28 protein-coding genes are annotated in these 26,060 nt (G+C 62.7%); 11 read left to right on the top strand and 17 right to left on the bottom strand.

Features of this window, described 5'->3' with window-relative positions; all coding sequences use genetic code 11:
- Positions 1-26: 26 nt before the first annotated feature.
- Genes TM49_RS19735 through TM49_RS19725 form a run of 3 tightly spaced genes read right to left on the bottom strand, consistent with a single transcriptional unit; the run spans position 27 to position 1,445 of the window.
- Positions 27-554, bottom strand: a complete 528-nt coding sequence (locus tag TM49_RS19735) for a helix-turn-helix transcriptional regulator (protein ID WP_045683745.1) — start codon at positions 552-554, stop codon at positions 27-29.
- Complete coding sequence (locus tag TM49_RS19730; protein WP_045683744.1) at positions 554-1,183, bottom strand: cytochrome b/b6 domain-containing protein; 630 nt, start codon at positions 1,181-1,183, stop codon at positions 554-556. Before TM49_RS19730 ends, TM49_RS19735 begins: the two co-directional genes overlap by 1 nt.
- A gap of 1 nt (position 1,184) precedes the next feature.
- Positions 1,185-1,445 (bottom strand): PepSY domain-containing protein, encoded by a 261-nt coding sequence (locus TM49_RS19725; RefSeq protein WP_045683742.1) that lies wholly within the window; start codon positions 1,443-1,445, stop codon positions 1,185-1,187.
- A gap of 313 nt (positions 1,446-1,758) precedes the next feature.
- Between TM49_RS19725 and ilvD the strand changes: the two genes are divergently transcribed.
- Positions 1,759-3,594 carry a dihydroxy-acid dehydratase gene (gene ilvD / locus TM49_RS19720; protein ID WP_045683741.1) on the top strand — a complete coding sequence of 612 codons (1,836 nt, stop codon included), beginning with the start codon at positions 1,759-1,761 and terminating at the stop codon, positions 3,592-3,594.
- A 76-nt stretch (positions 3,595-3,670) separates the two neighbouring features.
- Here ilvD and TM49_RS19715 read toward each other — a convergent pair whose 3' ends face one another.
- A complete protein-coding gene (locus TM49_RS19715; protein WP_045683739.1) occupies positions 3,671-4,018 on the bottom strand; it encodes a lysozyme inhibitor LprI family protein in 348 nt (115 codons plus the stop codon).
- A gap of 208 nt (positions 4,019-4,226) precedes the next feature.
- Here TM49_RS19715 and TM49_RS19710 point away from each other — a divergent pair, with 208 nt between their 5' ends.
- The 4 genes from TM49_RS19710 to TM49_RS19695 all read left to right on the top strand — a co-directional run bounded on the left by TM49_RS19710 (position 4,227) and on the right by TM49_RS19695 (position 9,065).
- The gene (locus tag TM49_RS19710; RefSeq protein WP_244464760.1) at positions 4,227-5,735 is read left to right on the top strand and encodes a sulfatase; all 1,509 of its coding nucleotides are present in this window, start codon (positions 4,227-4,229) and stop codon (positions 5,733-5,735) included.
- Between the two features lie 265 nt (positions 5,736-6,000).
- Complete coding sequence (locus TM49_RS19705) at positions 6,001-7,356, top strand: DegQ family serine endoprotease (protein ID WP_244464875.1); 1,356 nt, start codon at positions 6,001-6,003, stop codon at positions 7,354-7,356.
- A complete protein-coding gene (locus tag TM49_RS19700) occupies positions 7,353-8,663 on the top strand; it encodes a replication-associated recombination protein A (protein ID WP_045683736.1) in 1,311 nt (436 codons plus the stop codon). Before TM49_RS19705 ends, TM49_RS19700 begins: the two co-directional genes overlap by 4 nt.
- Positions 8,664-8,849: 186 nt before the next feature.
- Positions 8,850-9,065 (top strand): hypothetical protein, encoded by a 216-nt coding sequence (locus TM49_RS19695; RefSeq protein WP_144409622.1) that lies wholly within the window; start codon positions 8,850-8,852, stop codon positions 9,063-9,065.
- Positions 9,066-9,140: 75 nt separating this feature from the next.
- Here the strand turns inward: TM49_RS19695 and gpt are convergent, their stop codons facing one another.
- From gpt to TM49_RS19680, 3 genes are all read right to left on the bottom strand, one after another.
- On the bottom strand, positions 9,141-9,635 hold the full coding sequence (gene gpt / locus TM49_RS19690) for a xanthine phosphoribosyltransferase (protein WP_045683733.1): 495 nt from the start codon (positions 9,633-9,635) through the stop codon (positions 9,141-9,143).
- Between the two features lie 188 nt (positions 9,636-9,823).
- Positions 9,824-10,666 (bottom strand): universal stress protein, encoded by an 843-nt coding sequence (locus TM49_RS19685; RefSeq protein ID WP_045683732.1) that lies wholly within the window; start codon positions 10,664-10,666, stop codon positions 9,824-9,826.
- Between the two features lie 150 nt (positions 10,667-10,816).
- Positions 10,817-11,569: a competence/damage-inducible protein A gene (locus tag TM49_RS19680; RefSeq protein WP_045683730.1), complete on the bottom strand. Its 753-nt coding sequence runs from the start codon at positions 11,567-11,569 to the stop codon at positions 10,817-10,819.
- 185 nt (positions 11,570-11,754) lie between these two features.
- Between TM49_RS19680 and wrbA the strand changes: the two genes are divergently transcribed.
- The 3 genes from wrbA (at position 11,755) to mnmA (ending at position 14,658) form a co-directional block, all read left to right on the top strand.
- Complete coding sequence (wrbA, locus tag TM49_RS19675; protein WP_045683729.1) at positions 11,755-12,354, top strand: NAD(P)H:quinone oxidoreductase type IV; 600 nt, start codon at positions 11,755-11,757, stop codon at positions 12,352-12,354.
- Positions 12,355-12,498: 144 nt separating this feature from the next.
- The gene (locus tag TM49_RS19670) at positions 12,499-13,365 is read left to right on the top strand and encodes an N-acetylmuramoyl-L-alanine amidase (protein WP_045683727.1); all 867 of its coding nucleotides are present in this window, start codon (positions 12,499-12,501) and stop codon (positions 13,363-13,365) included.
- Between the two features lie 105 nt (positions 13,366-13,470).
- Positions 13,471-14,658 (top strand): tRNA 2-thiouridine(34) synthase MnmA, encoded by a 1,188-nt coding sequence (gene mnmA / locus TM49_RS19665; protein WP_045683726.1) that lies wholly within the window; start codon positions 13,471-13,473, stop codon positions 14,656-14,658.
- 6 nt (positions 14,659-14,664) lie between these two features.
- Here mnmA and TM49_RS19660 read toward each other — a convergent pair whose 3' ends face one another.
- From TM49_RS19660 to rph, 5 genes are all read right to left on the bottom strand, one after another.
- A complete protein-coding gene (locus tag TM49_RS19660) occupies positions 14,665-15,009 on the bottom strand; it encodes a hypothetical protein (protein ID WP_045683724.1) in 345 nt (114 codons plus the stop codon).
- Between the two features lie 105 nt (positions 15,010-15,114).
- Positions 15,115-16,296, bottom strand: a complete 1,182-nt coding sequence (hemW, locus tag TM49_RS19655) for a radical SAM family heme chaperone HemW (protein WP_045683722.1) — start codon at positions 16,294-16,296, stop codon at positions 15,115-15,117.
- Positions 16,293-16,937: an RdgB/HAM1 family non-canonical purine NTP pyrophosphatase gene (gene rdgB / locus TM49_RS19650; protein WP_045683721.1), complete on the bottom strand. Its 645-nt coding sequence runs from the start codon at positions 16,935-16,937 to the stop codon at positions 16,293-16,295. The genes hemW and rdgB overlap by 4 nt, the downstream gene beginning before the upstream one ends.
- Before the next feature lie 57 nt (positions 16,938-16,994).
- Complete coding sequence (locus TM49_RS19645) at positions 16,995-17,408, bottom strand: VOC family protein (RefSeq protein WP_045683720.1); 414 nt, start codon at positions 17,406-17,408, stop codon at positions 16,995-16,997.
- A 5-nt stretch (positions 17,409-17,413) separates the two neighbouring features.
- Positions 17,414-18,136, bottom strand: a complete 723-nt coding sequence (gene rph, locus TM49_RS19640; RefSeq protein ID WP_045683719.1) for a ribonuclease PH — start codon at positions 18,134-18,136, stop codon at positions 17,414-17,416.
- Positions 18,137-18,292: 156 nt separating this feature from the next.
- Between rph and hrcA the strand changes: the two genes are divergently transcribed.
- Together hrcA and grpE are read left to right on the top strand one after the other, a co-directional pair.
- On the top strand, positions 18,293-19,381 hold the full coding sequence (gene hrcA / locus TM49_RS19635) for a heat-inducible transcriptional repressor HrcA (RefSeq protein ID WP_045683718.1): 1,089 nt from the start codon (positions 18,293-18,295) through the stop codon (positions 19,379-19,381).
- An 81-nt stretch (positions 19,382-19,462) separates the two neighbouring features.
- Entirely contained in the window at positions 19,463-20,074 is a 612-nt protein-coding gene (gene grpE / locus TM49_RS19630) for a nucleotide exchange factor GrpE (RefSeq protein ID WP_045683717.1), read from the top strand.
- Positions 20,075-20,189: 115 nt separating this feature from the next.
- Here the strand turns inward: grpE and TM49_RS19625 are convergent, their stop codons facing one another.
- Positions 20,190-21,068 carry an AraC family transcriptional regulator gene (locus TM49_RS19625; RefSeq protein WP_045683716.1) on the bottom strand — a complete coding sequence of 293 codons (879 nt, stop codon included), beginning with the start codon at positions 21,066-21,068 and terminating at the stop codon, positions 20,190-20,192.
- Positions 21,069-21,187: 119 nt separating this feature from the next.
- On the opposite strand from TM49_RS19625, the gene TM49_RS19620 reads away from it, so the two are divergent.
- Positions 21,188-22,015, top strand: a complete 828-nt coding sequence (locus TM49_RS19620; protein ID WP_045683714.1) for an oxidoreductase — start codon at positions 21,188-21,190, stop codon at positions 22,013-22,015.
- 54 nt (positions 22,016-22,069) lie between these two features.
- On the opposite strand, the gene ptsN is transcribed toward TM49_RS19620, so the two are convergent.
- The 4 genes from ptsN to lptB all read right to left on the bottom strand — a co-directional run bounded on the left by ptsN (position 22,070) and on the right by lptB (position 26,060).
- On the bottom strand, positions 22,070-22,534 hold the full coding sequence (gene ptsN, locus TM49_RS19615) for a PTS IIA-like nitrogen regulatory protein PtsN (RefSeq protein WP_045683712.1): 465 nt from the start codon (positions 22,532-22,534) through the stop codon (positions 22,070-22,072).
- 58 nt (positions 22,535-22,592) lie between these two features.
- Positions 22,593-23,162: a ribosome hibernation-promoting factor, HPF/YfiA family gene (hpf, locus tag TM49_RS19610; protein WP_045683710.1), complete on the bottom strand. Its 570-nt coding sequence runs from the start codon at positions 23,160-23,162 to the stop codon at positions 22,593-22,595.
- Positions 23,163-23,488: 326 nt separating this feature from the next.
- Complete coding sequence (gene rpoN / locus TM49_RS19605) at positions 23,489-25,012, bottom strand: RNA polymerase factor sigma-54 (protein WP_045683709.1); 1,524 nt, start codon at positions 25,010-25,012, stop codon at positions 23,489-23,491.
- Between the two features lie 241 nt (positions 25,013-25,253).
- Positions 25,254-26,060, bottom strand: a complete 807-nt coding sequence (gene lptB / locus TM49_RS19600) for an LPS export ABC transporter ATP-binding protein (RefSeq protein ID WP_045683707.1) — start codon at positions 26,058-26,060, stop codon at positions 25,254-25,256.

The following is a 26,060-nucleotide window of genomic DNA, read 5'->3' as shown; positions in this document are numbered from 1 at the left end:
AAACTGCATCGGTTGCCGGAACCGAACTACGTCTTTTCCTCGCCATGCGGCTGCGAGATGCCGTCTCCCAGAAGTTCCTCGACGAACCATGCCGCGAATTGGGCGCGCCCGGAAACGCCGGACTTTGCATAGATGCGGGTCATCTGCGTGCGCACAGTGCCCTGGGCCGATCCCCTGAGGCGCGCAATCTCGGCGATGTCGATGCCCTTCAGCGCCAGCATGCCAACCTCGCGTTCCGCCGCCGTCAGCCCCCATATGTCGAACTGCGTTTCGATGATGCGAACGAAATCGCCGCGCGCGATATCGAGAGCGCGGCCCTGAGCGGCCATGCGTTCGAGCGTCAGCCGCAATTGCCAGGCGGCCATGAAAATACCGAACACGAGCACGAAGGCGGTCAGCGCCTCGATGACGGATTCGACGCCGAGGGGGCCATCGACTAGGTCACGAACGGCATCGGCGACGAAGAAAAGTGCGGCAATGCTCTGCAGCACCATGAAGAGCGCAAGGGCGACCGTTTGCGACCGCCCTTGCGCCTTGATCTTGCGGATTTTCATCAGCGGGGTGGACCCTTGATCATCGGACGGACGAGATTTCGCCTGAGCGCGTAGCTTTCGGCCGCAACGCCCGCGACATGAACGAGCGCCAATACTAGCATGAGATTGGCCGCCGTTTCATGTATCGCTTTTGCGATGTCGCCCGTTCCACCTTCGCCCTCGCCATCCGTTACCATTACGGACCAGTCGCCCTGTTCCACTGCCGCCCGCTCCTTGGCGATGGCGACCGGCGTTTTTGCGTCCGTCATGATCAACCCGGTCGCGATGACTGCGGCGAGACATATCCAGAGCGCATAGACCATCATCGTTCCGGCAGGATTGTGGGACGGGTATTCCCTGGGCCTTCCGCGCAGAACAGCGAGAAGATGCGAAACCGCGGCACGCGGATCCGGCAGGAAGGAGGAAAACCGCGCTTCGTCTGGTCCGATGAAGCCCCAGACCAGACGGATGACCAGCACGGCCATCGCGATCCAGCCGATCCAGACGTGAACGGTTCCACCCGGCTTGGAGATCAGGCCGTTGACGATGACGGCGATGGCGATGATCCAGTGACTGAGGCGCACGACGGGGTCCCACGGATCGGGCGGGGCAATCGCTGCCCCTTTCCCTGTTCGGCTGTCGGTCGGCATATCAGTCTTTCCCGGAGATCTTGGCGATCGCGCCGGTCTTCGGGTCGATATAGACCTCATGCATCATATTGTCCTGGTCATAGCACCTGGCCTCGATCATGCGGCCCTCGGCCTCAAAGCCCTTGAGATTGCAGCCGGCCTTCTGAAGAGCAGCAGCCGCATCCGTCGGGTTGGTGCCGACAATATCGCCGACGACCGGCATGGCGAAGGCCGCCGCAGGGACGGCGATGATCGAAACGGCGAGCATCAGGGAACGGATCATGGGAATTCCTTTCTTGCTGAGGCGCCCCGGACGTGGAGCGCAACGGCTTCCGATCTGCTGCCGGGCGGTCGTCTCGTCCATCTGCTTATGGCTGAGCGGTGGCCGCGTAAGCACTTGCTGAGGGGCAAGACACGGGTTGCGGCCATAACCGTACCGGAGAGTACCGTTTTGCCGCCAAGCGATAGTGACAGCCCTGCGAATATGCGGTACCACGCAGACAAAGAGGCGTTTCTGCGCGTGTCGCAGCAGTATATCGAGGAGGGCCGGACTGGCCGGATATGCTCATCGCCCCGATTTTAAGAAAGGAAGCCCCATGCCTGCCTATCGTTCCAGAACGACGACCCATGGTCGAAACATGGCCGGCGCGCGCGGTCTCTGGCGCGCAACCGGCATGAAAGAAGGTGATTTCGGAAAGCCGATCATCGCCGTCGTCAACTCGTTTACCCAGTTCGTGCCGGGTCACGTGCACCTGAAGGACCTCGGCCAGCTTGTCGCGCGCGAGATTGAAAGCGCCGGTGGTGTCGCCAAGGAATTCAACACGATCGCCGTCGATGACGGTATCGCCATGGGCCACGACGGCATGCTCTATTCGCTGCCGTCGCGCGAGGTCATTGCCGACAGTGTCGAATACATGGTCAACGCCCACTGCGCCGACGCGATGGTCTGCATCTCGAACTGCGACAAGATCACGCCCGGCATGCTGATGGCGGCGCTCCGCCTCAACATTCCGGCAATCTTCGTTTCCGGCGGACCGATGGAAGCCGGCAAGGTGGTGCTGAACGGCAAGGAGCAGGCGCTCGATCTGGTCGACGCCATGGTCGCCGCCGCCGATGACAAGTATTCCGATGCCGATGTCCAGGCGATCGAACGCTCGGCCTGCCCGACCTGCGGTTCCTGCTCCGGCATGTTCACCGCCAATTCGATGAACTGTCTGACGGAAGCGCTTGGCCTGTCGCTGCCGGGCAACGGCTCGACGCTTGCTACCCATGCGGATCGTCGGCGCCTGTTCGTCGAGGCCGGCCACCAGATCGTCGATCTGGCCCGCCGCTATTACGAGCAGGATGACGAGGCTGCGCTGCCCCGCACCATCGCCAGCAAGGCCGCTTTCGAGAACGCCATGACGCTCGATATTGCCATGGGCGGCTCGACCAATACCGTGCTGCACATTCTGGCGGCTGCCCACGAGGCGGAGCTCGATTTCACCATGGACGACATCGACCGGCTGTCGCGCCACGTGCCCTGCCTCTGCAAGGTCGCGCCCGCCAAGAACGATGTTCACATGGAAGACGTTCACCGCGCCGGCGGCATCATGGCGATCCTCGGCGAGCTGGATCGCGCCGGCCTGATCAAGCGCGAGAGCCCCACCGTGCATTCGTCGACCCTCGGCGATGCCATCGACCAGTGGGACATCGTGCGCACCAATTCGGAAAGCGTCCGCAATTTCTACATGGCGGCCCCGGGCGGCGTTCCCTCGCAGGAAGCCTTCTCGCAGAACCGCCGCTGGGCCGAGCTCGACCTCGACCGCGTCAAGGGTGCGATCCGCAATGCCGAGCATCCCTTTTCCAAGGATGGCGGGCTTGCCGTGCTGAAGGGCAATGTCGCGCTTAACGGCTGCATCGTGAAGACGGCTGGCGTTGACGAGAGCATCCTGAAGTTTTCAGGTCCGGCCGTCGTTTACGAAAGCCAGGACGCCGCGGTGAAGGGCATTCTCTCAAACGAGGTGAAGGCCGGAGATGTCGTCGTCATCCGCTACGAGGGGCCGAAGGGCGGGCCGGGCATGCAGGAAATGCTGTACCCGACCAGCTATCTGAAGTCGAAGGGCCTCGGCAAGGATTGCGCGCTGATCACCGATGGCCGCTTCTCGGGCGGCACGTCCGGTCTTTCGATTGGCCACGTCTCGCCAGAGGCCGCGCAGGGCGGTGCCATCGGCCTCGTCCGAAACGGCGACATGATCGATATCGATATCCCCGGCCGCACCATCAGCCTGCGTATCTCGCCTTCGGAGCTTGAAGCGCGTCGTGCCGCTCAGGATGAGAAGGGATGGAAGCCGGAGCACCCGCGTCGCCGCCAGGTGACGACGGCGCTCAAGGCCTACGCCGCCTTCGCCGCCAGCGCCGACAAGGGCGCTGTCCGGATCCTGCCGGAATAAGCAACCGGATAACCGACGGAAAACAACAAAAAGCGCGGGCTCAGGTCCCGCGCTTTTCTTTTGAGTTCAATGCCGATCAGAGCGGCTTGTCGATGCCGTCGTAAAGCTTCTGAAGCTGTTCGATCCGCGTGTCATAGGCCTTGCCAATGCAGCTGACATCGGTGCCGCAGGCTTCGCGGGTCTGGAGCCAGGCCTTCTGGTCGTCGCCCATGTTGCCGGAAACGCCCATCGCGAACAGGCCCTTCAGCATGGTGTACATCGTCGCCATCTTGACGTCGTCGTCGTTCAGCGCGCGGTTGTCGCAGATGGTCTTCTCATTCGGCGTCAGGCCGGATGCGTTGCAGTCGAAGCTCGCGGCAGCGGCCGGCGTCGTTGTGACGAGAGCGCTGCCGATGCAGGTCGCGGTCGTGAAGACGGCGGCCATGGCGATACGTGTTGCCTTGTTTTGGAAGTTAGTCATTGCAATCTCCTTCTCGTTCAAATTGCAGATAATCGAATTCGCTGAACAAATTATGACCATTTCGAGGTATTTGCGGTTGCAGCGACCGCAAGAGGGAACTCTTCGTAAATCAGGCGATTAAGCTTTCGGGCCAGCAGACCGTCTGGCTTCGCTATCGCAACGGAGTGCTTCAATGGCTTTTTCCATTTCTCGTCGCAGTCTTCTCACCGGCACAGCGGCCGGTGTCAGCCTTGGCGTTGTCGGCAGCGCGCTGGCGGCCGAACAGAAACCGCAAGCGCAGACCGCCGCGGCGGCCAGCCGGTCTGAGAAACCGAATGTGATCCTGATCGTAACCGATACGACCCGGCGCGACCATATCGGCGCCTATGGCAATGACTGGATCCAGACACCGAACCTCGACAAGCTCGCCGCCGACAGCCTGCGCTTCACCCGCGCAGTACCGGAGGCGATGCCCACCGTGCCGGCGCGGCGGTCGATCCACAGCGGCATGCGCACCTTCCCCTTCCGAAACTGGGTCAAGCGCAGCGGCAACGAATCGGGCGTCTGGGGCTGGCAGCACATTCCCGATGACCAGCCGACGCTTGCCGAACAGATGTCGGCCGGCGGCTATACGACGATCCTGGTCTCGGATAATCCGCACACCTTCAAGCCCTCGATGAATTTCGCGCGCGGCTTCAAGTCGCTGCAGTGGATAAGGGGGCAGGAGGGCGACGACTACATGCCGCCATGGCTCGCCGACGACCGGTTCCTCGATCAGTACATGTACCAGGATGCCGGCGGCGAGGAACTGACGTCCAAGGGCGAAAACCTGCTGCTTGCCAACGAACTGAAGCAGTATCTTGCCAACAATGCCGATCGTGCCCGCGAGGAGGACTATCTCTGCGCCAAGGTGTTTCGCACCGCCGCGCGCATGCTCGAAAGCACGCCGCCCGACCAGCCCTTCTTCCTGGCGATCGATTCCTTCGATCCGCATGAGCCCTGGGATGCACCGCGCCACTATGCCGATCTCTACGATCCCGGCTATACCGATCCCGAGCCGGTTTCCCCGCGTTACGGCAAGAGCGACTACCTGACCGATCGGCAACTCAAGCGCATGCGCGCGCTCTATGCCGGCGAGATGACCATGGTCGATCGCTGGATCGGCTATTTCATGGGGCAGGCGGAGCGGCTCGGGCTCCTGGAAAATTCGCTGGTGATCATGACCAGTGACCACGGCATGGCGCTCGGCGAGCATGGAGCGCTCGGCAAACCGTCCTTCGCGCTGTGGCCGGAGATGACCGACACGCCGTTCTTCATCCGCCATCCCGACGGCAAGCGCGCCGGCGAGGCGATGGACTACTTCGCATCGACCCACGACATTGCCCCGACGATCCTGTCCTTCGCCGGCATCGAACCGGAAACCAGGCTGGACGGTGTCGACCTGATGCCGACGCTGGAGGGCGAGACGCCATCCGATCCGCGGGATTACTTCACCTCCGGCATGAACGATTATGTCTGGGTCTCCGACCGGCAATATACGATGATCTCGAAGAACGATGGCAGCGAGGCCGTGCTTTACGACATCGTCGCCGATCCCGATCAGCAGAACGACATTGCTGCCGATAATCCGGATATTGTGAAACATATGTTCTCGCTGGTTCTGAAGGATGCCGGCGGAGAACCGCTGCCCAGCTACGCTTAGTGCGGGAAGGAAAGTGAATACAAACGGATCGATTGCAAAATCGGTCCGTTTTTTAATGTTCTTGCCCATTGTTCCGCCCATTTTGACCCCATAAATCGGCTGCGAGGGAGTGGCGTGGGTGTCTTGCGCCCGTGCCACGCATTTCTGGCGCTGATCTGATATCATCAGGTCGAAAAGCGCGCTCACCCATGGACGTATCGAGGAAGACAGGACCAAGATGACCGCAGCCTTCACCCGCATTTCCGCCGCCGCCCTTATCGTCGGCATGAGCTTTACCGGCGCGCTCGCCGACGACGTCCGTGCCGTGCCATCCTCCCAATCCGACGTGATGATGTCCTATGCGCCCCTGGTGAAGCAGACGACGCCGGCGGTGGTGAATGTCTACGCCGAACGCATGGTGACGCGGCGGATGTCGCCGCTCTTCTCCGATCCCTTCTTCGGCCAGTTCTTTGGCCAGCAGATGCCTGGACGGTCGGAAAAGCAGATGGCGCTCGGCTCCGGGGTGATCGTCGCCAAGGACGGCATCGTCATTACCAACAACCACGTGATTGCCGACGCCGACGATGTCCGGGTCGCGCTATCCGATGGGCGCGAATTTCCCTGTAAGGTGCTGATGAAGGACGATCGCTACGATCTGGCGGTGCTGAAGATCACGTCGGACGAAACCTTCCCGACCATCCCGATCGGCGATTCCGATGCCGTGGAGGTCGGTGACATTTCGCTGGCGATCGGCAATCCGTTCGGTGTCGGCCAGACGGTGACGAGCGGCATCATATCGGGGCTTGCCCGCAACTCGATCACCGACGGCGAGTTCGGCTTCTTCCTGCAGACCGACGCGGCCATCAACCCCGGCAATTCCGGCGGCGCGCTGCTCAACATGAAGGGCGAACTCATCGGCATCAACACGGCGATCTTCTCCAAGGGCGGCGGTTCGAACGGCATCGGCTTTGCCATCCCGGCCAACATGGTCAAGGTCTTCGTCGCCGCTGCCGAAAGCGGCCAGGACTATTTCCAGACGCCCTATGTCGGGGCAACCTTCGGGCCGGTCTCTTCCGATATCGCCGAGGCCGTCGGCCTGAAGGCCGCGCGCGGCGCCATCGTCTCTGCGGTGCGCAAGGGTGGTCCGGCAGACAAGGCCGGGCTGAAGGCCGGCTCCGTGATCGTTGCCGTCAACGGCACCCCGATCCAGCATCCCGATGCTCTGCTTTACCGGCTGACGGTGATCGGCACGGGCAATACGGCCAATCTCTCCGTCGAGCGTGACGGCGAGCTCACCGATGTCAAGCTGCCGCTTTCGCTTGCGCCCGAAGACCCGCCGCGCGACACGCGGGTGATCGGCGGCAACAATCCCTTCGCCGGACTGACGGTGGAAAATGTGTCGCCGCGCGTGGCGCAGGAGTTGCGCCTGCCCGATATATCTGATGGTGTGGCGGTTTCCGATGTTGCCAACGGCTCGCCCGCGGCGCGGATCGGCTTTGCCAAGGGCGATATCATTGTCGCCGTCAACGGCAACGAGATCGATTCGACGGGAACGCTGGAAGACGAGGCTTCAGAAAACCCCGGCTACTGGCGTCTTTCCTTGAACCGCGGCGGCAGGATGATAAACCAGATTCTGAGATGAATGACCTGTTCGCCCCGAAAGTCCCGGAGGACGTCGAAAAGAAGCGGCCGCTTGCCGACCGGCTGCGGCCAAAGCATCTTTCCGAAGTCACCGGTCAGCCGCACCTGACGGGTCCCGATGGGGCGCTGACGCGGATGATCGCCTCCGGCTCCCTCGGGTCGATGATCTTCTGGGGGCCGCCGGGCACCGGCAAGACCACGGTCGCACGGTTGCTCTCGGGCGAGGCGGACCTCGCCTTCGAGCAGATATCGGCGATCTTTTCCGGCGTTGCGGACCTGAAGAAGGTGTTCGAGTCTGCCCGCGCCCGACGGATGAACGGCCGCCAGACGCTGCTGTTCGTCGACGAGATCCATCGCTTCAACCGCGCCCAGCAGGACAGTTTCCTGCCGGTCATGGAGGATGGCACGATCATCCTCGTCGGCGCGACCACCGAAAACCCGTCCTTCGAGCTCAACGCCGCTTTGCTCTCACGGGCCCGTGTTCTGACCTTCCGGTCGCATGACGCAGAAAGCCTGGCCGAACTGATGACGCGGGCAGAGGCGGCGGAGGGCAAGCCGCTGCCGCTCGATGACGCGGCGCGCGAGACGCTGGTGATGATGGCCGATGGCGATGGCCGCGCGATCCTGACGCTGTCGGAGGAGATCTGGCGTTCGGCGCGGGCCGATGAACGCCTCGACCCGCAGAGCCTGCTCGCGATCGTTCAGCGCCGGGCGCCGATCTACGACAAGGGCCAGGACGGGCATTACAATCTGATCTCGGCGCTGCATAAGTCCGTGCGCGGCTCCGATCCCGATGCCGCGCTCTATTATCTCGCCCGCATGTTCGATGCTGGCGAGGACCCGCTGTTCCTCGGCCGCCGGCTGGTGCGCATGGCCGTCGAGGACATCGGTCTCGCCGACCCGCAGGCCCTGGTTGTCGCCAATGCGGCGAAGGATGCCTATGATTTCCTTGGTTCGCCGGAAGGCGAACTGGCACTGGCGCAGGCTTGCGTCTATCTCGCCACCGCACCGAAATCGAACGGCGTCTACACCGCCTTCAAGGCGGCCACGCGGGTGGCAAAGGAGCACGGTTCGCTGCTGCCGCCGAAGCACATCCTCAACGCGCCGACCAAGCTGATGAAGTCCGAAGGCTACGGCGACGGTTATCGCTATGACCACGACCAGCCGGACGCTTTCTCGGGGCAGGACTATTTTCCCACCGAACTCGGGCGGCAGAAATTCTACGATCCGCCCGAACGCGGCTTCGAGCGCGAAATCGCCAAGCGCCTGCAATGGTGGGACAAGCTCAGGAAAGAGCGCGGCCGCTGAGGCCTGAATGGGCGTCGGCGGCTTTGTCCGCCAAGCTTTCAACACGCGCAACAAAGCCCAAAACGATCTCCCCCTCATGGAAAAGGATCGAATGCGGCGATGTTCACGGTAAACCCGCAATCTTCACACCGGCAGGAACTCTTTTCTTCACCTCGCGTTTACCATGCAACACGAATGGAGACGGAAATGGAAAAGCTCCCAGCCCGCTTTTTTGCCTATCTTGTGATTGCGATCGGTTTCTCGCTCGTTGTGACCATCATCACCATGGTGCCGACGCTTGAGAACGCGAAGATGTTTCTGATCCCCGCAATGCTGTTGATCGCCTGGGTCTCCGGCCCGGTGCTGACACACTATTTCGCACCGATGACGACGCGACCGGTGCAGCGCCTCCGCAAGCGGTAACACCCCCTGCCGCAGCGAAAACGCCCGGCCGCTGGGAAGACGGCCGGGCGTTTTTTGTTTGTCCTGGATGAACTTTTACTTCGGCCCCTTCGAGATCGGCTCCTGATAGGTGAAGCCCATGTCCCAGGGGAAGTAAATCCACGTGTCCTGGCTGACCTCGGTGACGAAGGTATCGACCAGGGGCACGCCCTTCGGCTTGGCGTAGACGCAGGCGAAGTGTGCCTTCGGCAGCATTTCGCGCACCTCGCGGGCGGTGTTGCCGGTGTCGGTGAGGTCGTCGATGATCAGCACACCTTCGCCGCCATCCTTCGTCAGTTCCTCGGAAATGCCCTTCAGCAGCAGCGTCTCGCCCTGGCTGGTGTAGTCGTGATAGCTCGCGATGCAGACCGTCTCGATCAGGCGGATTTCGAGCTCGCGCGAGATGATTGCCGCCGGTACAAGCCCGCCGCGGGTAACGCAGACGATCGCGTTGAACGAGCGGCCGGCGCTCGAAAGGCGCCAGGCGAGCGCGCGGGCGTCGCGGTGGAACTGGTCCCAGGAAACGGGAAAGGCTTTTTCGGGAAGGGACATGGCGTGCTCCGAACCGTCAGGGCGGCGCCGTTGCGAGCGCCTGTTGCAACAAGGATGCGCCCGCAGCTCACCGCCGCCGGGCGCAATTTGCACGCTAATAGCCGCAATCGCCGACGGAAGGCAAGCCGGAGCTTGCCTTCAGCCCTTTTGTTCCGGTGTTTTCGGCAAGGACGTTGCCGATAATGCGTTTACCGCGACATCAGCGTCACGGCCGTCATCGATTCCAGCAGGGTGCGGGTGACGCCGCCGAACAGCAATTCCCACAGGCGCGAATGGGTGTAGGCGCCCATCACCAGAAGGTCGATGGAGCTGTCGGACATGCGGTTTTCGATGAGTGTCGCCGCCTTCGCCTTGTCGGCATGCGCGTTGACGGCAGTGACATTGATGCCGTGGCGCGACAGGGTCGCGGCAATTTCGGCGCTCGACATGTCGCTGGTCTGGTCACCTGTATCGCGCGGATTGACCGAGAAGATTTCCACCTCGTTTGCCCTTTTCAGGAAGGGCATGGCGTCGAAGGTGGCACGGGCCGCCTCACGCGAGCCGTTCCATGCAATCAGTACCTTGTCGAAGGACTTCGCAGCCCGTGCGACATGCGGAACGAGGAGTACCGGCCGGCCGCTTTCGAACAGGAAGCTCTCGAAATCGGCGCGGGCATCGCCGGGTGCGTCGGGGCTCGCCTGCGGGGCGATGATCAGGTCGGCGGTGCGGGCGCTGTCAACGACGGCAGAGCCGGCGAAGCCGACTGAGGTCGCGATCTTCCGCCATTCGTAGGAAATCCCCTCGCGGTCGCAGCGGTTGCGGAAAATCTCGGCAAGCTCCGCGCTGCGTTTTTCGGCCACATCCTGAAGCGCCTGGATCGAGACCGGGTCGGGAATTTCCATCGGCGCGACGATCGGCGTGGCACTGACGGTTTCAGCGTGCAGGCCGACGAGGTGGGCGTCGAACATGCGCACCAGCTGAACGGCATAATCAAGGAATCCGCCAGCCTGGTCCGGTGATTCCATCACGGAAAGAATGGTCTTGTAGGTCATCTCGTAACTCCTTTGAGCCGTTGTTTCACCCGCTGTCGAAACCATCGGAGGCCGTTGTCCGGTCTCTTCCGTTTTCCTTACATTAACATAATGCCGGCCACGGCGAATACGAGATTAAAACGCTCGCAATCACCCGGTTTCGCTCGCCTTTCAGCCGCGTTTCCGTTCGAGGGTGACGATCATTTCGCGCACGGCCGAAGCGGCCGCTTCGACAAGGCTGCGGTCGCGGGCACGCACGACGATCTGGCTGTGGAAGCCATCGGCGCCGAAGCGGGGATAGGAGCCGATCGAGGTTTGCGGATGCGCCTTCTGGATATCGGCAAGCAGGGCGCCGTAATCACCCTCGCCATAGGGGCAATCAATGGCCTCGCTGATCACCGGGGCTGCGCCCTTGAGCGTCGGAAGAACATTGGCGAGCATCGCCTCGAACACCTGCGGCACGCCCGCCATGACATGAACGTTGCCGATGATGAAGCCGGGGGCGGCGGAGACGGGGTTTTCGATGAGGGCGGCACCTTCCGGCATGCGCGCCATGCGCTGGCGCGAGCTGGTGAACTCGACCCCGCGGCGCTGGTAGTGCGCCGTCAGGATGGCCATCGCCTCGTCATTGTAGATGCATGGACGCCCGAAGGCCGCGGAGACCGCATCGGCGGTGATGTCGTCATGCGTGCCGCCGATGCCGCCGGAGGTGAAGACATAGGTGTAGCGCCCGGAAAGCGCGTCGACCGCCTCGACGATCGCATCCTGGTCATCGGCGACGATGCGCACTTCCTTCAGTTCGATGCCGGCAAGCGTCATCTGGTCCGCGAGGTGACCGATATTGCGGTCCTTGGTGCGGCCGGAGAGCAGTTCGTCGCCGATGGCGAGCATGGCGGCGGTGGGAATCGCGGTGGCGTCGGTCATGATCGGGTCTCTTTCTGGTGGGCGGTCACACTCTTGGACATTTATGACGTTTTGTTCAAGCCCGCCGTGGGCATCGGGTGAACAGTGCGTCTTCTCTTGGCTGTCTGGACACTTCCCGACCCCGCTATTAACTCGGTGACAGGTTTTCAATCTCTGACGATGTGTCAGAACAGGAGTTTACTGAAATGGCAAAAGTTCTCGTTCTCTACTACTCGGCCTATGGCCATATCGAAGCGATGGCGAAGGCCGTAGCTGAGGGCGCCAAGTCCGAAGGCGCCGAAGTCACCATCAAGCGCGTTCCCGAGCTGGTTCCGGAAGAAGTCGCCAAGGCTTCGCACTTCAAGCTCGACCAGGAAGCCCCGATCGCTACGCCGGCCGAACTGGAAGAATACGACGCCATCATCTTCGGCGCCGGCACCCGTTTCGGCACGGTCGCCTCGCAGATGCGCAACTTCGTCGACCAGACCGGCGGCCTGTGGGCCTCGGGCAAGCTGGTGGGCAAGGTGGGCTCGGTGTTCACCGCTTCCGCAACCCAGCACGGCGGCCAGGAATCGACCATCCTCAGCTTCATCCCGACGCTTCTGCATCACGGCATGATCGTCGTCGGCCTGCCTTACGCCTTTGCCGGCCAGATGGGCGTTGACGAAGTCAAGGGCGGCTCGCCCTACGGCGCCAGCACGATCACCGAAGGCGATGGCTCGCGCATGCCGTCCGCCGTTGAACTCGATGCTGCACGCTTCCAGGGCGCCCATGTTGCCAAGATCGCTGCGAAGACCGCTGCATAAGGCATCGTCCGCAAGCTGATTTGAAGAAGCGCGGCCCCGCACGGGACCGCGCTTTTTCGTTGCCCGCTTTTCCCCGCAAATCCCCGCCCGGCCGCCGGCGCCTACGATTTCCCGCACTTGCAACGCAACTGGGGACAAGGCGCCATGCGCATCGAAAACCACCGCATTCCGGGCATCTGGTACGGCCAGTCATCCAATCTCGGCGCTCAGCGGGAAAAGCCGCCGGTCATCGTCGTGCTGCACTACACCACCGGCTGGAACGGCAAGGCGAGCCGCAACTGGCTGATGGGGGAGGCGGGCGGAACCGCAAACCGTGGCTCGAGCGCCCATGTGGTGATCGACCGGGACGGCACGGCCTGGCAGATCGCGCCGTTCAACCGCACCGCCTGGCACGCCGGGCCGTCGCGCTATGGCGAGATCGAGGGCATCAACAGCGTCTCCGTCGGCATCGAATTCGTCAACGCCGGCTGGCTGAAGCCGAACGGGCTCGGCGATTTCATCGACGCCTATGGCAAGCGGATGACAGCGCGCGACCTCAACAAGGCCGGTGGATATACGCTCGCGCCCCATGCGCGGGTCGGTTCGGGCACGTTCGCCTGGCCGCTCTTTCCCGAAGCCCAGCTTCAGACGGGGCTGGATGTGCTGCAGGCGCTGCTGGCCACCTATCCGATCCGCGCGATCGTCAGCCATGAGGAAATCGATACGCGCGGCTGGAAGACCGATCCGGGGCCGGCCTTCCCGATGGATCGTTTCCGCGGGCTCCTCGGCGAGGCCGCCGACCGCGAGCCTGCGATGGTGGTCACGGCAGGGCGGCTCAATCTGCGGGGCGGGCCGGGCACGGCCTTTGAAAAGATCGTGCCGCCCGGAACGCTTCTGAAGGGAACGCGGCTGAAGGTGCTCTCCCGCACCGGCGACTGGGCCTTCGTGGCGCCTGAAGATGTCGATGGGCGGGAAGGGGCGCTCAGAGGCTGGGTGCACGCGGCCTATATCGCCCCGGCGCTTGCGGCCTGAAACGCTTGCCTCCGGAGCGCTTGAGCTTTATATCACCGCCAGCCGCGGCCAAGGCCGCATGAAAACAAGATCTACATCCAACCTTGAACTGGACTGGCGGATCAGATGAATACACTCGGTTTTGACAAGAAGCTGGAGGACACGCGCGTTGTTGTCGCGATGTCCGGCGGCGTCGACAGTTCGGTGGTTGCCGGGCTTTTGAAGCGCGAGGGCTATGACGTCCTCGGCATCACCCTCCAGCTTTATGACCATGGCGCTGCCGTGCACCGCGCCGGCTCCTGCTGCGCCGGACAGGATATCGATGACGCGCGCCGGGTTTCGGAACGTCTCGGCATTCCGCATTATGTGCTGGATTACGAGGCGCGGTTCCGCGAAACCGTGATCAATCCGTTTGCCGAAAGCTATATCGCCGGTGAAACGCCGATCCCTTGCGTTGCCTGCAACCAGACGGTCAAGTTCGCCGATCTCTTGACCACGGCCCGCGAACTCGGTGCCGATGCGCTGGCGACCGGGCACTACATCCGCTCCAAGGCCAATCCGACTGCCAATCAGCCGATGCGCCGGGCGCTTTACCGCCCTGTCGATGCCGATCGCGACCAGAGCTATTTCCTGTTCGCGACGACGCAGGAACAGATAGACTTCCTGCGTTTCCCGCTTGGCGGCCTGCCGAAGGCGGAGACCCGCAAGCTCGCCGAGGAGATGGGCCTGATCGTTGCCGACAAGCCGGACAGCCAGGACATCTGTTTCGTGCCGCAGGGCAAGTATTCCGACGTTATCGCCAAGCTGAAGCCGAATGCCGATCTTTCCGGCGATATCGTCCATCTCGACGGTCGGGTTCTCGGCCGCCACGAGGGGATCGTTCGCTACACCATCGGCCAGCGCAAGGGCCTTGGCGTTGCGACCGGCGAGCCGCTCTATGTGGTCTATCTCGATGCGCGCTCGCGCCGCGTGGTCGTTGGCCCGCGCGAGGCGCTGGAGACGCGTCGCATCTACCTGCGCGACGTCAACTGGCTTGGTGACCTGACGCTGGCGGAAACCGCGGCGGAAGGCTTTGCCTGTTTCGCCAAGGTTCGCTCCACGCGTCCGCCGCTGCCGGCGGTGCTTTATGCCGGCCCCGATGGCGCCTATGTCGATCTTGCCGAAGGCGAGGCGGGCATTGCCAGCGGCCAGGCCTGCGTGCTGTACGATGCGCCCGGCAACGATGCCCGCGTCTTCGGCGGCGGCTTCATCAACCGCTCGGAACGCTCGGCAGAAGCGGAAACCGCGTTGAAGAGCCTGCTTGCTGCTGCCTGAGGCACGTCAGGTTGTGAGGTTCCTGTCGGTGGACATGAACAGCTTGAGGGACTCGGAGTAGCCGAGCCGGCAGAGCTGCTCGATATAGGCAATCAGCTGATCCGCCCAGCCGAAGCCCATGCGCGCGGCGAGCCACACCAGGAGTGCCGCAATCAGCACGGCGTAGACGAAGCTGCGCAGCACCATCAGCACCACGGCCAGAATGACGAAGGCGATCAGGCCGAAGAAGATCGATGGTCCGAGCGCGACGCCGTCGCCGTGGGCGAGGTAGCCCATATAGACGCCGAAGATGATGCTGACAGCGGCGCTGACGCGATCGCGGATGATGCGGTGGGTATAAGGGGATGCCATTTTGGACCTCTCTTCGGGGAGCGTCCTGCTCCCCGCTGTCAAAAAAAAACGCGGCGCACCACTTCCATGTTCCGGTGGCGAATATACCACCTTGCGCGAGGTGCGTCAGGAGAGTTCCGTAACGATCCGGTTCAGTAGCAGCATGCCCTGCGGCGTGGCGCGCAGGCGTGAATTGCCAATCCGCTCGATGAGGCCGAGATCGAGCAGGAAGGCCTCGCTTTCGGCATCTGGCATGCGCCCGGAAAGCTCGGACCAGCGGGCGATGTCGACACCCTCGCGGAGCCTGAGGCCCATCAGCAGCAGTTCGTCGGCCTGTTCCTCTGTCGAAAGCGGCGTGTCGGCCACCATTCCGTGGCCACCTTCCTCGACCTTGGCGAGCCAGGTTTCCGGGTGTCGCTCGGTCGCGGTCGCGATCTTGCCGTCACCGGTCGTAAGGCGGCCGTGGGCACCGGGGCCGATGCCGGCATAGTCGCCGTAGCGCCAGTAGGTGAGGTTATGGCGGCTTTCCGCGCCTGGCCGGGCGTGATTGGAGACTTCATAGGTCGGCAGACCGCGTGCCGCGGTCACAGCCTGCGTGATCTCGTAGAGGTCGGCAGCGCGGTCCTCGTCAGGCACGGTGAGCTTGCCGGCCTTATGCAAAGCATAGAACGGCGTGCCTTCCTCGATGGTGAGTTGGTAGAGCGACAGATGATCGGCGGCAAGGTCGATTGCCTGGTTCAGCTCCGCCTCCCAGGCCGCGTTGGTCTGGCCCGGCCGCGCATAGATGAGGTCGAACGACATGCGCGGGAAGATCTCGCGGGCAAGGCGGATGGCGCCGAGCGCCTGTTCGACATTGTGCAGGCGGCCCAAGAATTTCAGTTCCCGGTCGTTCAGTGCCTGCACGCCCATGGAAACGCGGTTGACGCCAGCGGCACGATAGCCGCGAAAACGCTCCGCCTCGACGCTCGAGGGGTTTGCCTCCAGCGTGACCTCGATACCAGCCGGCACATGCCAGGCATCCGCCACGGCATCGAGAATGCCGCCGAGGGTTTCCGGCTTCATCAGCGATGGCGTACCGCCGCCGATGAAGATGCTGGTCACCGTGCGTGGACCGGAGAGCCCGCGCATGTGCGCGATCTCACGCATAAAGGCGCGCATGAAGCGCTCCTGATCCACCGGCTGATGGCGGACATGGCTGTTGAAGTCGCAGTAGGGACACTTGGCCGCGCAGAACGGCCAGTGCAGATAGATGCCGAAACCGGGCGTGCCGTCATCCCGGTTTACCGAAATGGTGTCGAGCGCGCTCAGTGTGAAAGTCCCGTTTCGACGAACAGGCGGAAGGCACGGGCGCGATGCGACAGGGCACCACCGTCCTGAGGACCGCCATGGGTCTTTTCGTCGGTTTCCATTTCGCCGAAGGTCTTGTCATGTCCGGCCGGCATGAACACCGGGTCATAGCCATGTCCCTTGTCGCCGCGCGGCGGCCAGACCAGCGCGCCCTCGACTTCGCCGCGGAAGGTTTCGGTGTGACCGTCCGGCCAGGCGAGGCAGAGCACGCAGACGAAGCGGGCACCGCGCTGATCGGGCGTCGTCGCGCCTTTTTCGACGAGGCGCTTCTCGACCTTTTCCATAGCCATGGCGAAATCGCGACCGCCTTCGGGCTTTTCCGCCCAGTCGGCGGTGTAGACGCCCGGCGCACCATCAAGCGCATCGACGGCGATGCCCGAATCATCGGCCAGCGCCGGCATGCCGGACTTCTGCGCCGAAGCCAGCGCCTTGATTGCGGCGTTTTCCTCGAAGGTTGTGCCGGTCTCGTCCGGAACATCGAAATTGAGTTCGGCCGCCGATTTCGCCGAGAAACCGAGCGGGCCGATCAGGTCGGCAATCTCGGCAATCTTGCCGGCATTGTGGCTGGCGACGACGATGGTCTTGGTGTCGAGTTTGCGCATGTCAGGTCCTGATAAACGATGTGATTTCAGTGCGGCGAAGAAGATCTGGCATTGGCATCAAAGCCCCCAAAGCTTCGCCTCGGCACATTCGAGGCTGTTGCCGGCGGGGTCGCGGAAGTAGATGGAGCGGGCGCCGTTCGGCCAGCGGAAATCGCTTTCGATGGCGATCTCACGGGCGGCAAGACGATCTGTCATGACGTCGAAGTCGTCGCTCTCCAGCCGGAAGCAGACATGACCCGCACCGCGCGCGCCATGAGCGGGCACGGGGAGGGCATCGGCAGCAGCCGGCTTTTCCGTCTCGTCCGGATTGAAGATCAGCAACACGCCGGCGCCGCAACGGAAGAAGACATGCCGGTTTGCGACGCGGGTGATTTTTTCGAGCCCGAGAACGCCGCCATAGAAGGCTTCCGCCGCGTCGAGATCATCGACGTAGAGCGCGGTTTCCAGAATGGCGGCGACGGGGCTGGTCATCGCGCTCAGGCGGCTCCGACAGTGGTCTTCTGCATTGCGACGAGCTCGGCGATGCCGTTGCGGGCAAGATCCATCAGCGTCAGGAACTCGTCCTGGCTGAACGGCTTGCCTTCGGCCGTGCCCTGGATCTCCACGATGCCGCCGGTGCCGGTCATGACGAAGTTGGCATCGGTCTCGGCGGACGAATCTTCCAGATAGTCGAGGTCGATGACGGGCTGATCGGCGAAGATGCCGCAGGAGATCGCGGCAACATGGTCTTTCAGGACCTTGTCGGTCTTGACCATGGAACGGGCTTCCATCCACTTCAGGCAGTCGTAAAGAGCGATCCAGGCGCCGGTGATCGAAGCGGTGCGGGTGCCGCCATCGGCCTGGATGACATCGCAGTCAATGCTGATCTGACGTTCGCCGAGCGCTTCGAGATCGACAACGGCGCGCAGCGACCGGCCGATCAGGCGCTGGATTTCCAGCGTGCGACCGCCCTGCTTGCCGGCGGAGGCCTCACGGCGCATGCGCTCGCCGGTGGCGCGCGGCAGCATGCCGTATTCGGCCGTCACCCAGCCCTTGCCGGCATTGCGCAGCCACGGCGGCACGCGCTCTTCAAGCGTTGCGGTGCACAAGACGTGGGTATCGCCGAATTTTACGAGACAGGAGCCCTCGGCATGTTTGGAATAGCCGCGCTCGAATGAGACGTTGCGCATCTGGTTGAGTTGTCTGCCTGATGGCCGCATTATGTGGTTCCTTCCCGTTTTTCCGTGTTCGCGGTTCTAAGGGGGCGGCGCCGGTTTTGCAAAGGAAAACGAATTCGCCAGACGCGTCAAAGCGAATTGCGCATCCGGGCGCGGTCCCTATATAAAACAACGAACACATCATTCCACGGCAAAGGCATGACCGCAGACCAGCGACCCAGGGAAGACAGAACCGATTTTTCGCTCGACGACCGCTCGCGGGAGGTGTTTCGCAAGATCGTCGAGACATATATGGAAAACGGTGAGCCGCTTGGCTCGCGCAATCTGTCGCGCCTGCTGCCGATGTCGCTGTCGCCGGCCTCGGTGCGCAATGTCATGAGCGACCTTGAGGAGCTCGGCCTCATCTACGCCCCGCATGTCAGCGCCGGCCGTCTTCCGACCGAAAGCGGATTGCGCTTCTTCGTCGATGCCTACATGCAGGTGGGCGACCTTGCCGAAAACGAACGCGCCGAAATCGAGCGTCACATGTTGAGCGGCGAGCGCGGCCGGCCGGTCGATACGCTGCTCGACGAGGCGAGCCAGATGCTCTCCGGCCTCACGCGCGGTGCCGGTCTGGTGATGACCTCCAAGAGCGATACCGTTCTGAAGCATGTCGAGTTCATCCGGCTGGAGCCCACCAAGGCGCTGGCCGTGCTTGTCGGCGAGCACAACCAGGTCGAAAATCGGATCATCGAACTTCCGGCGGGCACCACGTCGTCGCAGCTCACCGCCGCCGCCAATTTTCTCAATGCCCACCTGAACGGCCAGACGCTGCCCGAGCTCAGAAGTGTGCTGACGCAGCTGAAGGACGAGGTCAGGCGGGAGCTCGATCAGCTCTCGCAGGATCTGGTCGGTCGCGGGCTGGCGGTCTGGTCCGGCGGCACGGAAGAGGGCAAGCCGGGACGACTGATCGTGCGCGGTCGTGCCAATCTGCTGGAAGGTCTCGCCGATGCCGGCGACATAGACCGGCTGCGCATGCTGTTCGACGATCTGGAGCGCAAGGACAGCCTGATCGAACTGATCAATCTCGCCGAAACCGGGCCAGGTGTCAGGATTTTCATCGGCTCGGAAAACAAGCTTTTCTCGCTCTCCGGCTCCTCGCTGGTGGTGGCGCCTTATCGCGACAGTGACAATCAGGTCGTGGGTGCTGTCGGTGTCATCGGGCCGACCCGGCTCAACTATGCGCGGGTCGTGCCGATGGTGGATTACACCGCCCACCTTCTTTCCAGGCTTTCCCGTTCGCGCTGAGGTGGGCAGGGCCTTGATTTTTAGGCTGAGAACCTCGATATCGGGGCCAACTATCAATTCAGGACAATCTGCGGAGACGTCATGACCGACGAGACGAAGAAGAACGGCCACGAAGAAGAAAACAAGGAAACCGTTATCGATCTTGAAACGGCTGCCGCCGAGGCTCAGGCCGAAGAGGCGCCCGAACTCGACCCGCTCGACATCCTGCGCGAGGAAAACGAAAAGCAGCGCGACCAGCTTCTGCGGCTCGCCGCCGAGATGGAAAACCTGCGCCGCCGTACGGCCCGCGACGTGAAGGACGCCAAGGCCTATGCCGTGACCGCCTTCGCCCGTGACATGCTGAACGTTGCGGACAATCTGCGCCGCGCGCTTGATGCCATTCCGGAAGACAAGCGCACCGGTGAGATCGCCGGCTTTGTCGAAGGCGTCGAGATGACCGAGCGTTCGATGATCGCCGCGCTGGAGCGCCACGGCGTCAAGGAGATCAAGGCCGAGGGCGAGAAGTTCGACCCGAACTTCCATCAGGCGATGTTCGAGGTTCCGAACCCCGAAATTCCCGCCAACACCGTGGTTCAGGTGGTCCAGGCCGGCTATTCCATCGGCGAGCGCGTGCTGCGTCCGGCCATGGTCGGTGTATCCAAGGGCGGCCCCAAGGCCGAGCAGCCTGCGGCAACCGCTGAAAAGCCTGAGTAATCAGGTCTTGAACGGGCAGCACGGCGTCGAGACGCCGTAACCCGAGCCGGTTGGCGCGGCAATCTATTGACAAGCCCTCGCGGGAGACCGCGGGGGCTTTTTGCTATGGCCTTGCTCAGATGAATTCACCCAGATGTTCCCGCATCCAGCGCGCTTCCTCGGTGGCGCTGCGGCCGAAGTGTCGTCTGAATTCCCGGCTGAACTGGGCTGGGCTGGCATAGCCGACCTCGGCCGCCACCGTCGCGATCGGCCCCTTCTGGCGAGCCAGCATCAGTCGCGCCTCGTGCAGCCTGATCGACTTGACGTACTGGATTGGCGTGCTGCCGGTCAGGGCCTTGAAATGCGCATGATAGGACGGAACGCTCATGCCAGCTGCTGCGGCAAGGTCGGGCACGGAAATCCCGTCGGCGAAGCCCGCGCGAATGGCGGCAAGGCTCTGGATGATCTTGCCGGAAGCGCCGCGCTGCTTCAGGGCGGCGACCAGTGCTCCGCCCTGCGGGCCGATCAAGACCCGGTAATGCAGCTCACGCAGCAGCGCCGATCCCAGAACGCTAATCTCCGCCGGATCGGACAGCGCCTCAAGGAGACGCCGGATCACGTCGGCGATCGCAGGTTCCATAGGGCTCGAAACGAGACTTTTCGCCGGCGCGGTCGCGATATCCAGCTGCGCGGCCTCCAGGGTGACGGCAATTTCGGCCGCAAGCTGCAGATCGAAATCGACATAGACGGCCAGCAGGGGCGTCTCCGGCGACGCTTGCGACGCCATCCGGAAGGGAACCGGAACGGAGACGGTGAGGTAGTGGTCCGCATCGTAACGGTAGATGTTGCCGTCGAGGAAGCCCTGCTTGGAGCCCTGAAGCACGAAAACCGCGCCGGGACGGTAGAGAACGGGCACATCCTCGAGAACCGTATTCGACCTCAGAATGCGAACGGACGGGAGCGCCGTGCGATTGTAGCCGGGACGCGGTGCGAGCCGCAGGGCAAGCGCCGTCATTGCGGTTTGAAAGGTCTCGTTTATAGGATCGTGCAAGGTATTCACAGTATCTGCTCTGTCTGGGTGGGTGATCCGGAATTATTTGTCAATTCATCGTTCACTTAGTTCAGGAGGCTTCCATGTCAATCAAAACCTTCTTCATCACCGGTGCGAACTCCGGTTTCGGTTTTGCCATCGCCGCCGCCGCACTCAAGGCGGGGCACAGGGTTATCGGGACCGTGCGCTCAGAAACCGCCCGAACCGCGCTTCTGGAACGGCTGCCCGAGGTTCGCGTGGTTTCCTGCGATGTGACGGAATTCGACCGGATACCGGATGTCGTCGCCACGGCGGAAGCGGAGCACGGGCCGGTCGACGTGCTGATCAACAATGCCGGTTACGGTCATGAAGGAGTTCTCGAGGAGTCCTCCCTTGATGAGATGCGTCGTCAGTTCGACGTCAACGTGTTTGGTGCCGTCGCCGTTGCCAAGGCCTTCCTGCCGCGCTTTCGCGAACGTCGCGCGGGCTTCATCGTCAACGTGACGTCTATGGGCGGGCTGATCACCCTGCCGGGGATCGCCTATTACTGTGAAAGCAAGTTTGCCCTGCAGGGTATTTCCGAGGTCATGCGGGCTGAAATGGCGCCCTTCGGCGTGCACGTGACGGCGCTGTGCCCGGGTTCGTTCCGGACCGACTGGGCGGGTCGCTCGATGGTCCGCACCGAACGGTCGATTGCGGACTATGATGCGCTTTTCGATCCGATCCGCACGGCCCGCCAGGAAAAGAGCGGTCAGCAGCTTGGCGATCCGGACAAGCTGGCGGAGGCGGTGCTGACGCTTGTGGCCTCCGACAATCCGCCGCCGCAGCTATTGCTCGGCAGCGATGCGCTCGGGCTCGTGCGCCAGCGGCTGGAACACATGACGCAGGAAATTGCGGATTGGGAAACGCTGACCCGTTCAACGGATGGATGAGAATAAGAGCCAGAACCGGGACGGCGCATCGCCCCGCCTTGGTCTCAAAGACGCTCAGGCGGCCGAGGTGTCGGGGTCCGAATTGAGGAAGGCGTAGATGGCGCTTGCCGAATTGGAGGCGCGGAGCTTGCGGGTCAGTTCCGGGTCGCGCAGAAGCCGCGCGACGCGCGACAGTGCCTTGAGGTGATCGGCGCCCGCGCCTTCAGGCGCAAGCAGCAGAAAGGCGAGATCGACAGGCTGATCGTCCAGCGCATCGAAATTGACCGGATGCGACAGGCGCGCGAAGACGCCGACGATGTGATCGAGGTTCGGCAGCTTGCCGTGCGGAATGGCGATACCATTGCCGACACCGGTGGAGCCGAGACGTTCGCGCTGCAGCACCACCTCGAAGATTTCCCGTTCGGGCACACCGGTGATGGCCTCCGCCCGGGCAGACAATTCCTGCAGCAGCTGCTTCTTGGAATTGGCCTTGAGGGCGGGAATGATCGCCTCCTGTTTCAGCAGGTCGTCGAGAGCCATGTCGGAAGGTCCTGGCATAGTTGTGGCGGGTGCTTGCGCACCCGCCGGGTTTTAGAGATCAGCCACCAATGCCGGCCGTGTCAATCCAGCCGATATTGCCATCGGGGCGGCGGTAGACGATGTTGAGCGTCTTGTTGTCCGGATTGCGGAACAGCATCAACGGCTTGTCGGTCATGTCGAGCGCCATGACGGCAGTCGCGACGGCCATGGTGCGAACCTCGGTCTTGCTCTCGGCGATGATCGCCGGCGCATAGTCCTCGGGGATTTCATCTTCGCCCTCAGGCGGGAGGTCCATCACCGAATAGGCCACTTCGAGATCGTTATGGTCGTGGTGATTGTGATCCTTGAGCTTGCGCTTGTAGCGACGCAGGCGCTTGGCAATACGCTCGAAAGCAGCTTCGAAAGCGGCCTGCGGGTCATGTGCCTTGCCGGTGGCATGGAGCACAGCGCCGCTGTCGAGATGAACCTTGCAATCGGCTTCGAAGCCGCTGCCGGCCTTCTCCACCGTCACTTGGCTGGAATAGCCACCATCAAAATACTTGGTAACCGCCTCTTCGATCTGGTCTTCGATTTTTTCGCGGAAGCTCTCGCCGACTTCCATCTGTTTTCCCGAGACGCGCACACTCATGGATGATCTTCCCTTCTTCTGGTGTTTGCCAGCATCAGCTTATGCCAACCCATGAACTCCTCCAAGGCCTTCGGCCGTGGCTGATGCTGTCCCTTGATGACCAGAGGCCATCATATTTTATTTGGGCATTTTTCGGCCGTTTGCCAGCACCGTTTCCATATTCAGGGTCGCAATCCAAAGCCGAAGTCGCATCATCCTTAACGGCGCATGGGGTCGGGGCCCGCACCAGGCCCCGGTTGCGGCGGGCTTCTAGCCCTCATGGGCCGGCAAGTCAATGACGCGGCGGGGCCCGCGGCCGGCATCAGCGCGGTGCGGCGCGATTTCGCCTATGATCCCATGACCTTGGCGTGGGCACGTTTTTCGCGCCGTCGCTGCACCGATGAGGGGATATTCATCGCTTCACGGTATTTCGCCACGGTGCGCCGGGCAAGCGTGATGTCGTCTTTCGCCAGGATCGCGACGATGTCGTCGTCGGACAGGACAGCATCCGCGGTCTCCGCGCCGATCATCTGGCGAATGCGGTGGCGCACCGATTCGGCCGAATGGGCGTCACCGGTCGCATCGGCGGTCGCGATCGAAACCGAGAAGAAATATTTCAGCTCGTAAAGGCCGCGCGGCGTCAGGATGTATTTGTTCGAGGTTACCCTGCTGACCGTCGATTCATGCATCTTGATCGCATCGGCAACGGTCTTGAGGTTCAGCGGCCGCAGATAGTGGACGCCCTGGCGCAGGAAGGCGTCCTGCTGGCGCACGATCTCGCCGGCGACCTTGAGGATGGTGCGTGCTCTCTGGTCGAGGCTGCGGGTCAGCCAGTTGGCGTTCTGAAGGCAGGTGTTGAGGAAGTTCTGATCCGCTTCCGACATGCCCTGTGCGGCGCGAACCTCTGCAAGATAGGGACGGTTGACCAGCACGCGGGGCAGGGTCTCGGGATTGAGCTCGATCTGCCAGTCGCCATCGCCGCGCGCGCTGACGATGACGTCCGGGATCACCGATTCCGGCGGTTCCACCGAAAAGGCGCTGCCGGGTTTCGGGTTCAGTGTCCTCAGTTCGCGCAGCATCGCAAGCAGGGTGTCTTCGTTGACGCCGCAGAGCTTCTTCAGGCGGGCGAAATCGCGGCGGGCCAGCAGGTCGAGATTGTCAATCAGCACCGACATCACCGGATCGAGCCTGCCGGTCTGGGAAAGCTGCTGGCGCATGCAGTCGGAGAGCGATTCGGCAAAGATGCCGGGCGGATCAAGGGACTTCAGCCGGGCCAGCACAGCAACGACGTCGGCGGACGCAACGCCGGTGAGCGCGGCGATATCGTCCACCTCGCCCCGGAAATAGCCCGCTTCATCGACATAGTCGACGAGGTAGCGGGCGATGGCCTGATCGGCCGCAGTGCGAAAGGAGAGGGCGATCTGCCCGACGAGATGATCGCGCAGGCAAGGACGTTCGGCGACGAACTCGTCGAGGTCGACATGGTCGTCACCGCCCGCACCGGGCATCGATTTCCACTGGCTCATCAGCTCCGGGGCATCCGGCCGCATCGCCGGCGCATCGTCGGTGAAGGCATTGTCGTAGTTGCTGTCGAGGCTTTCGGCGAGCTGCGGGCTTGGCTGCTGGTCGTCGCTATACCAGTCGTTCGCGATCGCGCCTGCCTCGGGCGCTTCAGCGGCGTCGGCGGCATCCTCGCCGCGGGTCTCGTCCGAGTTCGACAGTTCCAGCAGCGGGTTTTTCTCGACCTCATGAGCGATGAACTGGGCAAGCTCAAGGTGCGGCATCTGCAGCAGCTGGATGGACTGCATCAGCTGCGGCGTCATCACCATCGACTGGCTTTGTTTGAGCAAAAGGCTGGCGTTCAATGCCATGCGGACGCGAAACTCCCTTTACGATGCGCGCACCATCCCCCCGGACATTGCGACGCCTCCGAGGCCATCGCCCTACCGTTTCGGATTGCCCCCGGCCTCCGGAAAACGTGACAGGCGCCTCAGCCTCTGAAGGATAGACTGGCACGAAAATTGCTTGTTGATCAAGGCTGAATCTGCCTGCGTGGTACGCAGCACAGTTTCGCGGTCTCGGGGAGTGTGTCGGGCGATCGCGATCGTCAGCCTAGAGGCTGAAATTGTCGCCGAGATAGAAGCGGCGGACATCGCTGTTGGCAACGATTTCCTCTGCCCGTCCATGCGTCAGCACCTCGCCGGCATGGATGATGTAAGCCCGGTCGATGAGGCCGAGCGTCTCGCGCACGTTATGATCGGTGATCAGCACGCCGATGCCCCTGCGTGTCAGGTGGCGGATGAGGTTCTGGATGTCGCTGACCGAAATCGGGTCGACGCCGGCAAAGGGTTCGTCGAGCAGCATGAAGGCCGGGTCGGTGGCGAGCGCCCGGGCGATCTCGAGCCGCCGCCGTTCGCCGCCTGACAGCGCCACGGCCGGTGACTTGCGCAACCGGGTGATGCCGAACTCCTCCATCAGTTGCTCGAGCTTTTCCTCGCGTTCCTTTTTCTTCAGGGAGGTCAGCTCCAGCACGGCGCGGATATTGCCCTCGACCGTCAGGCCGCGGAAGATCGATGCTTCCTGCGGCAGATAGCCGACGCCGAGGCGGGCGCGCCGATACATCGGCAACTGGGTGACATCGTTGCCGTGCAGCACGATCTGGCCCTCGTCCACGGGGACAAGGCCGGTGATCATGTAGAAACAGGTGGTCTTGCCCGCGCCGTTCGGGCCCAGCAGGCCGACGGCTTCGCCACGACGCACCACCAGCGAAACGCCGTTGACGACGCGACGGTTGCGATAGGTCTTCGTCAGGCCCTGGGCGATCAGCGTGCCCTGATAGCGATCGCCGCCGTTGAGCGGTCGTTTGCTGCCGTTGAGTTCGTCTTCGGCTTCGCCGTTTGTTATGGTCTGTCTGCGCAT

The sequence above is a fragment of the Martelella endophytica genome (assembly GCF_000960975.1).
GTDB classification, from domain to species: domain Bacteria; phylum Pseudomonadota; class Alphaproteobacteria; order Rhizobiales; family Rhizobiaceae; genus Martelella; species Martelella endophytica.
The sequence above is the reverse complement of the archived record's forward strand: the minus strand, read 5'-3'. Positions and strand labels throughout refer to the sequence as shown.

Excerpts from the sequence above, each read along its gene's own strand:
- TM49_RS19735 (WP_045683745.1), bottom strand. The coding sequence starts at position 554 with ATGAAAATCCGCAAGATCAAGGCGCAAGGGCGGTCGCAAACGGTCGCC.
- TM49_RS19730 (WP_045683744.1), bottom strand. The coding sequence starts at position 1,183 with ATGCCGACCGACAGCCGAACAGGGAAAGGGGCAGCGATTGCCCCGCCC.
- TM49_RS19725 (WP_045683742.1), bottom strand. The coding sequence starts at position 1,445 with ATGATCCGTTCCCTGATGCTCGCCGTTTCGATCATCGCCGTCCCTGCG.
- ilvD (WP_045683741.1), top strand. The coding sequence starts at position 1,759 with ATGCCTGCCTATCGTTCCAGAACGACGACCCATGGTCGAAACATGGCC.
- TM49_RS19715 (WP_045683739.1), bottom strand. The coding sequence starts at position 4,018 with ATGGCCGCCGTCTTCACGACCGCGACCTGCATCGGCAGCGCTCTCGTC.
- TM49_RS19710 (WP_244464760.1), top strand. The coding sequence starts at position 4,227 with ATGGCTTTTTCCATTTCTCGTCGCAGTCTTCTCACCGGCACAGCGGCC.
- TM49_RS19705 (WP_244464875.1), top strand. The coding sequence starts at position 6,001 with ATGAGCTTTACCGGCGCGCTCGCCGACGACGTCCGTGCCGTGCCATCC.
- TM49_RS19700 (WP_045683736.1), top strand. The coding sequence starts at position 7,353 with ATGAATGACCTGTTCGCCCCGAAAGTCCCGGAGGACGTCGAAAAGAAG.
- TM49_RS19695 (WP_144409622.1), top strand. The coding sequence starts at position 8,850 with ATGGAAAAGCTCCCAGCCCGCTTTTTTGCCTATCTTGTGATTGCGATC.
- gpt (WP_045683733.1), bottom strand. The coding sequence starts at position 9,635 with ATGTCCCTTCCCGAAAAAGCCTTTCCCGTTTCCTGGGACCAGTTCCAC.
- TM49_RS19685 (WP_045683732.1), bottom strand. The coding sequence starts at position 10,666 with ATGACCTACAAGACCATTCTTTCCGTGATGGAATCACCGGACCAGGCT.
- TM49_RS19680 (WP_045683730.1), bottom strand. The coding sequence starts at position 11,569 with ATGACCGACGCCACCGCGATTCCCACCGCCGCCATGCTCGCCATCGGC.
- wrbA (WP_045683729.1), top strand. The coding sequence starts at position 11,755 with ATGGCAAAAGTTCTCGTTCTCTACTACTCGGCCTATGGCCATATCGAA.
- TM49_RS19670 (WP_045683727.1), top strand. The coding sequence starts at position 12,499 with ATGCGCATCGAAAACCACCGCATTCCGGGCATCTGGTACGGCCAGTCA.
- mnmA (WP_045683726.1), top strand. The coding sequence starts at position 13,471 with ATGAATACACTCGGTTTTGACAAGAAGCTGGAGGACACGCGCGTTGTT.
- TM49_RS19660 (WP_045683724.1), bottom strand. The coding sequence starts at position 15,009 with ATGGCATCCCCTTATACCCACCGCATCATCCGCGATCGCGTCAGCGCC.
- rdgB (WP_045683721.1), bottom strand. The coding sequence starts at position 16,937 with ATGCGCAAACTCGACACCAAGACCATCGTCGTCGCCAGCCACAATGCC.
- TM49_RS19645 (WP_045683720.1), bottom strand. The coding sequence starts at position 17,408 with ATGACCAGCCCCGTCGCCGCCATTCTGGAAACCGCGCTCTACGTCGAT.
- rph (WP_045683719.1), bottom strand. The coding sequence starts at position 18,136 with ATGCGGCCATCAGGCAGACAACTCAACCAGATGCGCAACGTCTCATTC.
- hrcA (WP_045683718.1), top strand. The coding sequence starts at position 18,293 with ATGACCGCAGACCAGCGACCCAGGGAAGACAGAACCGATTTTTCGCTC.
- grpE (WP_045683717.1), top strand. The coding sequence starts at position 19,463 with ATGACCGACGAGACGAAGAAGAACGGCCACGAAGAAGAAAACAAGGAA.
- TM49_RS19625 (WP_045683716.1), bottom strand. The coding sequence starts at position 21,068 with ATGACGGCGCTTGCCCTGCGGCTCGCACCGCGTCCCGGCTACAATCGC.
- TM49_RS19620 (WP_045683714.1), top strand. The coding sequence starts at position 21,188 with ATGTCAATCAAAACCTTCTTCATCACCGGTGCGAACTCCGGTTTCGGT.
- ptsN (WP_045683712.1), bottom strand. The coding sequence starts at position 22,534 with ATGGCTCTCGACGACCTGCTGAAACAGGAGGCGATCATTCCCGCCCTC.
- hpf (WP_045683710.1), bottom strand. The coding sequence starts at position 23,162 with ATGAGTGTGCGCGTCTCGGGAAAACAGATGGAAGTCGGCGAGAGCTTC.
- rpoN (WP_045683709.1), bottom strand. The coding sequence starts at position 25,012 with ATGGCATTGAACGCCAGCCTTTTGCTCAAACAAAGCCAGTCGATGGTG.
- lptB (WP_045683707.1), bottom strand. The coding sequence starts at position 26,060 with ATGCGCAGACAGACCATAACAAACGGCGAAGCCGAAGACGAACTCAAC.